The organism is Craterilacuibacter sp. (assembly GCF_051659485.1).
Taxonomy (GTDB): domain Bacteria; phylum Pseudomonadota; class Gammaproteobacteria; order Burkholderiales; family Chromobacteriaceae; genus Craterilacuibacter.
Map to the genome: position 1 here is coordinate 1 of NZ_JBOFOO010000254.1, position 7,246 is coordinate 7,246.

Below are 7,246 nucleotides of genomic sequence, written 5' to 3' on the forward strand. Positions count from 1 at the left end.
TGATGTGGCGCAGGTCATGCCGGTACATCTCGGCTTTGAGCTCTTCGGTATTGGTCAGGTTGCCGTTATGGGCCAGCACCAGACCAAACGGCGAGTTCACATAAAAAGGCTGCGCTTCGGCCAGATTATCGGCCGAACCTGCGGTCGGATAGCGTACATGGGCAAAGCCGGCATTGCCGGATAGCGAGCGCATATTGCGGGTACGAAACACGTCACGCACCAGGCCACTACCCTTATGCATGTGAAAGGTCTTGCCATTGGCAGTCGCAATCCCCGCGGCATCCTGCCCGCGGTGCTGCAAGACCTGCAGGCCGTCGTACAGAAGCTGGTTAACGGGCGACTGAGCAACAACGCCGAGAATTCCACACATATCAAGACTTCCCCGAAGGTTTGTTTTAAAGGTAAAGCAACCAGCGGGCAGACACTGCCCGGCCAGTTAAGAATTTCAGCCGAACTTGACGCGCTCGGACAAGACCTGCGGCAACCACGGACGCAAGGACAAGGCAACACCCTCAAAAGGCTGTGCCAGCACCGAATCCTGCCAGGCCTGTGTTCTGGGCAGATCACTCAGACCACCCAGCAGTACCAGTACCGTTGCCAGCATCAAGCCGCGCGCCAAGCCAAAAAACAGCCCCAGCAGCTTATTAACCCCCCCCAGACCAACCACATCGATGACGCTATTGAGCATCAGGCGCAATAATGCAGTCGCAAGCCAGGTCAGGAGCAGTAAGACAATAAAGCCGCCTATCAAACGGATGCCGTCGCCTGGCAACGGCAGATAGACAGCGGCAAGCGGGGCAAAAGTCTTGGCCACCCAGAAAGCCAATAACCAGGAAGTCAGCGACAGGACCTCGGCCACCACGCCGCGCATCAGTGCAATCAGCATCGAGCCGATCACAACGGCCAGCATGACATAATCAAAAGTCGTCATTTAGCGGAAACCACCATGCCGCTCACGCCGGCTTTGCTTAAACGCGCCAAGGCCGCCTGTGCCTCGGCTTGGGAAGCATATGGCCCCATACGCACGCGCACCACGTCGCCTTTACTGGTTTTCACTTGACTAAACTGGGCCGACATCCCGTTGGCAGCCAGACGTTCACGCAAGGCGTCCACCTTGGCGGGATCTCCCAGCGCAGCCAGTTGCACCATAAAGCGGCCGGACTTGGGGGCTTCAGCCTTGGCCGGAGCATGCGTATCGCGCCCTTCCAGAATGGCCAGCGGATCGCGCTCCACCGGAGCAGGCTTGGCGACCTCGGCTTTGACCACCGGCTTAGCCACTTCGGCCCTGACGATCGTCTCGGCTTTCGGCACCGGTTTGACCGGCGTAGCAACAGTTTGCGGCGCGATCAACTTGGGTGCCGCCGTAGCGGGCGCCACATCGGCAGGCAAGACTGCCTCGTCCAAGTTTGGCAGGCTGGCGACGATTTCGGTCGGACTGGAGGCCGCAGGTGCAGCGCTGGCGATGGCGTCGGAGGCATCTGTGTGCGTGGCAGCAAGCGGTGCACTGGCGGCCTGAGTAGCGGTTTGCCCGATAACGGCAATGGCTTCCGGCTTCATTTTCTGATCGGGGATGGCACCGACGATATTCCACAGCACAATAGTCGACACCGATACCAAAACGACGGCACCGACCAGACGCCGGCGCGCGCGCTTTCTCAATTGTATGAGTTCCTGCTCTGTCGATAGTCCGCTCATGCCGTCCTCAAGCAGATTTTGACCGTGCGGCCATTACGGCAGCGACGGTATGAAATGATCCGAAGACAGTGATTCTATCATTCTCTGTCGCATGCGATAAGGCGCTATGCCATGCGTCTTCTACTTTGGGGAAAACGCGCACATTACGCAGCCCGTGCGCCGCCAGCTTTTCGGCGATCACGGCCCCGCTTTGCGCGCGCGGCCCATCCAGACCGGCAACAAACCAGTGATCGATGTCGTCACGCAGAATCTCGACTACGGCATCCAGATCCTTGTCCGACAACATCGAAAACACCGCATAGCGGTTTTCGGCAAAAGCCAGTTGCCGCAGGCTGGCCGATAATGCCCGTGCGGCATGCGGGTTATGCCCGACATCCAGCACCGTAACCGGCCTGCCGGGTAGCACTTGAAAGCGCCCCGGCCATTCGACTTCGAGCAGGCCGCGCTTGATGGCGCCCAGACTCACCGGCAAACGGGCATGCAGTACATCCAGCACAGCCAGCGCCGCAGCGGCATTCCCCATCTGGTAGCCGCCCCTGAGTGCAGGCACCGGCAAGGCATGCAAGCTGCGCTCTCCCATATGGAACGACCACTGATTATCCATGCGCTGATAGCGGTAAGCTTGCCCCACGGGGGCCAGCTTGGCACCGATGGCCTTGGCGTGCGCCAGTAAAGAGGCTGGCGGATTCGGGTCGGCACAAATTGCCGGCTTGTCGGCACGGTAAATGCCCGCCTTTTCAAAACCGATACTTTCCCTGTCATTCCCGAGGAAAGACTGGTGATCGATATCCACACTCACGACGACCGACACATCGGCATCAAAGGCATTGGTCGCGTCCAGACGCCCGCCCAAACCGACTTCCAGTACGGCAATATCGACTCTTTGCGCCATAAAACAATGCATCGCCGCCAGGGTGCCGACTTCGAAATAACTGAGACTCACGCCGACCCGTGCCCGCGCCTCCTCTACCGCAACAAAACCCGCGATCAGCAAGGCATCGCTGGCGGGCACAAGATTGATGGCTACGCGTTCGTTGTAATCGGTGATATGCGGCGAAGTATAAGTACCGACTTTGAAACCGGCACGGTTCAGGATGGTCGAGAGCATGGCCGCCACCGAACCCTTGCCATTGGTGCCGCCTATCAGTACCACAGGGAAAGCAGGCTGCAGATCCATGGCGGCCTTGACCGCACTCACCCGCGCCAGCCCCATGTCTATGGTGATGGGGTGAGCGGCTTCAAGGTAGGCGAGCCAGTCGTTCAGGGTAGAGCCAGCATTGGGTAGCATCATGGTGACGAGTTCGTGATTGGACAGGGTCAAAATATTAACGAAGGGGTGGCTCCGGCTGCCAGCGCAGATAGACCCGCAGTTTGCGCAATGCATCGGCGTCGGCACTATCCGGCCATAACGGCAGCAGCACCCGCCGCGTGTGCGTGCGCGCAATAAGTACGCACAACCATGGCGTCACCCAGCTACGCCCCGACAGAGACAGCGTTTGCGTGCCATCGGCAAAATCGGCACTCAGTACGCCGGACAGGCTGACATCGAGGTGGCGCGGACGCTGCCGACTCGGCAACCAGCCCTCGCGCTGCAGAATGGCGCACAACAGCAGACCATCCAGCACCAGCACCCAGCTAGGCGCCCCCCAAAGCAACACCGTAAGCGCCAGCCACAGCGCAAACAGGCAAGACAGCGCCAGCGCCAGTCGCGACGGGCGCAAGGCCACTCGAAACGGACGCAGCGCCACGGCGCTTACAACTCGGTAGTCGGTGTATTCAGGATATCGGCGTCGACACCGTCCAGCACCATGCTATGAAATTCGACATCGAACCACTGCCAGAAGGTCAGCAAGGAAATATCCGCCGGCCAGCCCGCCTCGTCCTCGTGCCAGCTAGCCAGCTCCATACGGAATAGCTGCTCGGCCATTTCGTCAATATGGGCCACCGCCTGTTCGGGCTCGTCAAACTCGGGCAAGAGCAGGGCCGTGCAATCGGCGCGCAGGCTGTCCAGCGTCAGATCTATCATTTCTTCGCCGGCTACGCTATTCAGCCATTCGAGAAAGGGTGCACGCGGCTTGATAATGGCAACGGAACGGTCAACGAAGTACATGGATTTATCCTTTATCTGCGAGTGCCCTGCAACAGCGGGCTAAGTGTTTAACCACCAGTTGGCGCGCATTGTACATGCAGGGGCCAGCCTAGCGAAGGCAGACGCGCACGCCGTGCTACAATCGCGCCATCCCAAACTACCCTGCGAGCCTTTCATGGCACTCATTTCCGTCGAGAAGGCTTGTCTGGCCTTCGGACACCACGCCCTGCTGGACCATGTTGATTTTTCTCTGGAGCCGGGTGAAGTTGTCGGCCTGATCGGACGCAATGGCGCCGGCAAGTCGTCGCTGATCAAATCCATCGCCGGACAAGTGCGCCTTGACGATGGCCGCATCAATATCAAGGGCGACCTGGCCATCAGCTGGGTGCCGCAAGAGCCGGAGTTCAATCCCGAGCACACCGTGTTCGAAGCCGTATCCGAAGGTCTGGGTGAGCTTAAAGCCTACCTGACCGAGTATCACGCACTGGCCGACGCGCTGACGCTGCCTGATGCCGACTTCGAGACGCTGATGCACCGCATGACCCATATCCAGCATGAGATCGAAACCCGTGACGGCTGGCAATTCGATGCCCTGATCGCGACCACCTTGTCGCATCTGGAACTCAAGCCCGACGTCAAGATCAGCGCCCTGTCCGGCGGCTGGAAAAAACGCGTGGCGCTGGCACGCGCACTGGCAGCCCGCCCCGATGTCTTGCTATTGGATGAGCCGACCAACCATCTGGATGTCTCCGCGATCGAGTGGTTGGAAGGCCTGCTCAAGGGCTTTGCCGGTTCGGTTCTGCTGGTCACCCACGACCGCCGCTTCCTCGACAACGTCGCCACCCGCATTATCGAACTGGATCGCGGCATACTCAGAAGCTACCCGGGCAGTTTCTCGGCCTACCATGTCAAAAAGGCGGAAGAGCTGGCCATCGAAGCCGAGCAAGCCCGCCTGTTCGATAAATTCCATGCGCAGGAAGAAGTATGGATACGCAAAGGGGTCGAAGCACGCCGCACCCGTAACGAAGGCCGGGTACGGCGCCTTGAAGCACTGCGTATTGCCCGCTCGCAACGGCGCGAGCGCGTGGGCCAGGTCAACTTCCAGCTGGATCCGGGCGAGCGTTCGGGCAAACTGGTGGCCGAGCTGGAACACGTCAGCAAAGGTTTTACCGGCCGCACCCTGATCAGCGACTTCACCACCCGCATCCTGCGCGGCGACAAGATAGGCCTGATCGGCCCCAATGGCGCAGGCAAGACTACCCTGCTCAAGCTGATTCTGGGTGAACTGGAGCCGGACAGCGGTGACATCAAACGCGGCACCAAGCTCGATATCGCCTATTTCGACCAGTTCCGTACCCAGCTGGATGAAGAAATGAGCGTGGCTGACGTCATCAGCCAAGGCAATGACTTTATCGAGGTTGCCGGCCATAGAAAACACGTGATGAGCTATCTGGAAGACTTTTTATTCGAGCCGGCACGTGCCCGCAGCCCGGTAAAGTCTCTGTCCGGTGGCGAGCGCAACCGCCTGCTGCTGGCCCGCCTGTTTACCCGCCCGGCCAATGTGCTGGTGCTGGATGAACCGACCAACGATCTGGATATCGACACGCTGGAACTACTGGAAGAACTGATTACCCAGTACAGCGGCACGGTGTTTCTGGTCAGCCACGACCGGGCATTCCTCGATAACGTAGTCACCCAGACCATCGCTTTCGAAGGTGACGGCAAGCTGGAGGAATATCCGGGCGGCTATCAGGACTGGATCGATGCCCGTGCCCGCATGGCGGCCATGAAACCGGCAGAAGTGTCAGCCAAGACTCCCGCGCCGGCTGCGAGCAAGGCCGAGCGCAAGCAAAACAGCCGCAACAAGATGTCGTTCAACGAAACCCGCGAACTGACACTATTACCGGATGAAATTGCCGCACTGGAAACCGAACAGGCCGAGCTGACACAAAAACTGCAGGACCCAGCGGTATTTCGCGACCAGCCACAACAGGTCAAGCTCTGGCAAACTCGCATCGAGGAAATCGAGATGCTGATGCTGGACAAACTGGCCCGCTGGGAAGAACTGGAAGCCAAGCAGGGCTAAGACTTGGGACTCGGGACTCGGGACTCGGGACTCGGGACTCGGGACTCGGATTTCAGTGTTTCAAGCCCGCCGCCCTAGTGTCAACACTTCAGGGCGCCGGCGTTCCGAATCCGGCCGGCCATCAACACCGAACTGGATGAAAAAGAAAGAAAAACCATGCGCGCCAGACAGTTTGCCGTGTTTACCCTGATCGCCCTGCTGGCGGCTTGTTCGAGCACTCCGCCGAAAAAACCATCCCCCAGGCCCAAGCTGGGATTAAGCCTGTCCGGACTCAAGGCCGATGGGGCCGGGCGCGAAGTGTTAATGGTGACGCTGGGTCTCTTGGGGAATGACTACAAGTTCGGCGGCACCAACCCGGAAGCGGGGCTGGACTGCAGCGGCATGGCAGGCTACATCTATCGCAATGCACTCGGAGTGGACCTGCCCCGCACAGCGGCGCAGATTGCCCAGTCCAGCCGCTCCATTAGCCCGCAGCAACTGCGGGTAGGCGATTTTGTATTTTTCAATACCATGAATCGCCAGTACTCGCATATGGGCATCTTTATCGGTGATGGCAAGTTTGTCCATGCCCCCCGCACCAATAGCCAGATCCGGGTGGAGCGGCTGGACAATCCCTGGTTCATGAGCCGTTTCGACGGAGCCCGTACCTTGTTCGACTGAAGCCACGCAAAAAACTGGCACTAGGACTCATGCCGTTCACTTTAACAAGTGCGCGGCACTTTTACGCAAACAAGTTATGCCAATGGTATATAAATATGTTTTTGTTAAGTTAAATTCGCGACTAGAAACTGCCGTTCTTCGCCGGCCAGATGCTGCATAGCTGCATCGCTGAGTAATAAACCTATTTACGCCTATTGCATTTAACAAAAAAACATTTATGCTAAGCCGCTAAAACAGGCTAGGCATATTCCGGCCTGCATAAAGCGCCACGATGGCCCATAAACTCAGGAGGTACCCTTGCAAAGCCTGCTCACCCTAGCGCGCCTGATTGACGGACTCAATGCCCGCATCGGACGCCTTGCCTCATGGATAGTGCTGATTGTTGTACTGATCAGTGCCGGCAATGCCATTATCCGCAAATTGTTCAACATCAGTTCCAATGGCTTTCTTGAAATCCAGTGGTATCTGTTTTCAGCCATGTTTATGCTGGGCGCCGCTTACACCCTGCAAAAAAACGAACATATCCGCATCGACATCCTGTCCGGCAAGCTGTCGCGCCGCGCTCAGGCAGTACTCGACATCGCTTGCACCGTGCTGTTTCTCTTCCCGGTTTGCTATCTGATCATTCTCTACGGCTGGCCCATGTTCATGGATGCATGGACCAGCGGCGAGATGTCGGCCGACAACGGCGGACTGATACGCTGGCCGGTATTGCT

The 7,246-nt window shown here is 58.4% G+C and carries 8 protein-coding genes and 1 pseudogene; 3 read left to right on the forward strand and 6 right to left on the reverse strand.

The annotated features are described in order from the left end of the window. The 6 genes and pseudogenes from ACRC1E_RS08875 to ACRC1E_RS08900 form a co-directional block, all read right to left on the reverse strand. Nucleotides 1–370, reverse strand: a pseudogene (locus ACRC1E_RS08875) (amidophosphoribosyltransferase); the annotation flags it as partial. Between the two features lie 75 nt (nt 371–445). Beyond that, nucleotides 446–931, reverse strand: a complete 486-nt coding sequence (locus ACRC1E_RS08880) for a CvpA family protein (protein ID WP_438514739.1) — start codon at nt 929–931, stop codon at nt 446–448. Then, the gene (locus ACRC1E_RS08885) at nt 928–1,695 is read right to left on the reverse strand and encodes an SPOR domain-containing protein (RefSeq protein WP_438514740.1); all 768 of its coding nucleotides are present in this window, start codon (nt 1,693–1,695) and stop codon (nt 928–930) included. The genes ACRC1E_RS08880 and ACRC1E_RS08885 overlap by 4 nt, the downstream gene beginning before the upstream one ends. A 7-nt stretch (nt 1,696–1,702) precedes the next feature. Next, complete coding sequence (folC, locus tag ACRC1E_RS08890) at nt 1,703–2,986, reverse strand: bifunctional tetrahydrofolate synthase/dihydrofolate synthase (protein WP_438514741.1); 1,284 nt, start codon at nt 2,984–2,986, stop codon at nt 1,703–1,705. Between the two features lie 34 nt (nt 2,987–3,020). After that, entirely contained in the window at nt 3,021–3,443 is a 423-nt protein-coding gene (locus tag ACRC1E_RS08895; RefSeq protein ID WP_438514742.1) for a protein YgfX, read from the reverse strand. Nucleotides 3,444–3,448: 5 nt separating this feature from the next. Beyond that, entirely contained in the window at nt 3,449–3,805 is a 357-nt protein-coding gene (locus tag ACRC1E_RS08900) for a hypothetical protein (RefSeq protein WP_438514743.1), read from the reverse strand. 154 nt (nt 3,806–3,959) lie between these two features. On the opposite strand from ACRC1E_RS08900, the gene ACRC1E_RS08905 reads away from it, so the two are divergent. The 3 genes from ACRC1E_RS08905 to ACRC1E_RS08915 all read left to right on the forward strand — a co-directional run. Beyond that, nucleotides 3,960–5,870 carry an ATP-binding cassette domain-containing protein gene (locus ACRC1E_RS08905; RefSeq protein ID WP_438514744.1) on the forward strand — a complete coding sequence of 637 codons (1,911 nt, stop codon included), beginning with the start codon at nt 3,960–3,962 and terminating at the stop codon, nt 5,868–5,870. Between the two features lie 156 nt (nt 5,871–6,026). Further along, nucleotides 6,027–6,530, forward strand: coding sequence for a C40 family peptidase (locus tag ACRC1E_RS08910; protein ID WP_438514745.1), 504 nt, complete (start codon nt 6,027–6,029; stop codon nt 6,528–6,530). 297 nt (nt 6,531–6,827) lie between these two features. Further along, nucleotides 6,828–7,246: TRAP transporter small permease subunit (locus tag ACRC1E_RS08915; RefSeq protein ID WP_438514746.1), on the forward strand; the 419-nt coding region annotated here is incomplete at its 3' end.

Excerpts from the sequence above, each read along its gene's own strand:
- folC (WP_438514741.1), bottom strand. The coding sequence starts at position 2,986 with ATGATGCTACCCAATGCTGGCTCTACCCTGAACGACTGGCTCGCCTAC.
- ACRC1E_RS08900 (WP_438514743.1), bottom strand. The coding sequence starts at position 3,805 with ATGTACTTCGTTGACCGTTCCGTTGCCATTATCAAGCCGCGTGCACCC.
- ACRC1E_RS08885 (WP_438514740.1), bottom strand. The coding sequence starts at position 1,695 with ATGAGCGGACTATCGACAGAGCAGGAACTCATACAATTGAGAAAGCGC.
- ACRC1E_RS08910 (WP_438514745.1), top strand. The coding sequence starts at position 6,027 with ATGCGCGCCAGACAGTTTGCCGTGTTTACCCTGATCGCCCTGCTGGCG.
- ACRC1E_RS08905 (WP_438514744.1), top strand. The coding sequence starts at position 3,960 with ATGGCACTCATTTCCGTCGAGAAGGCTTGTCTGGCCTTCGGACACCAC.
- ACRC1E_RS08880 (WP_438514739.1), bottom strand. The coding sequence starts at position 931 with ATGACGACTTTTGATTATGTCATGCTGGCCGTTGTGATCGGCTCGATG.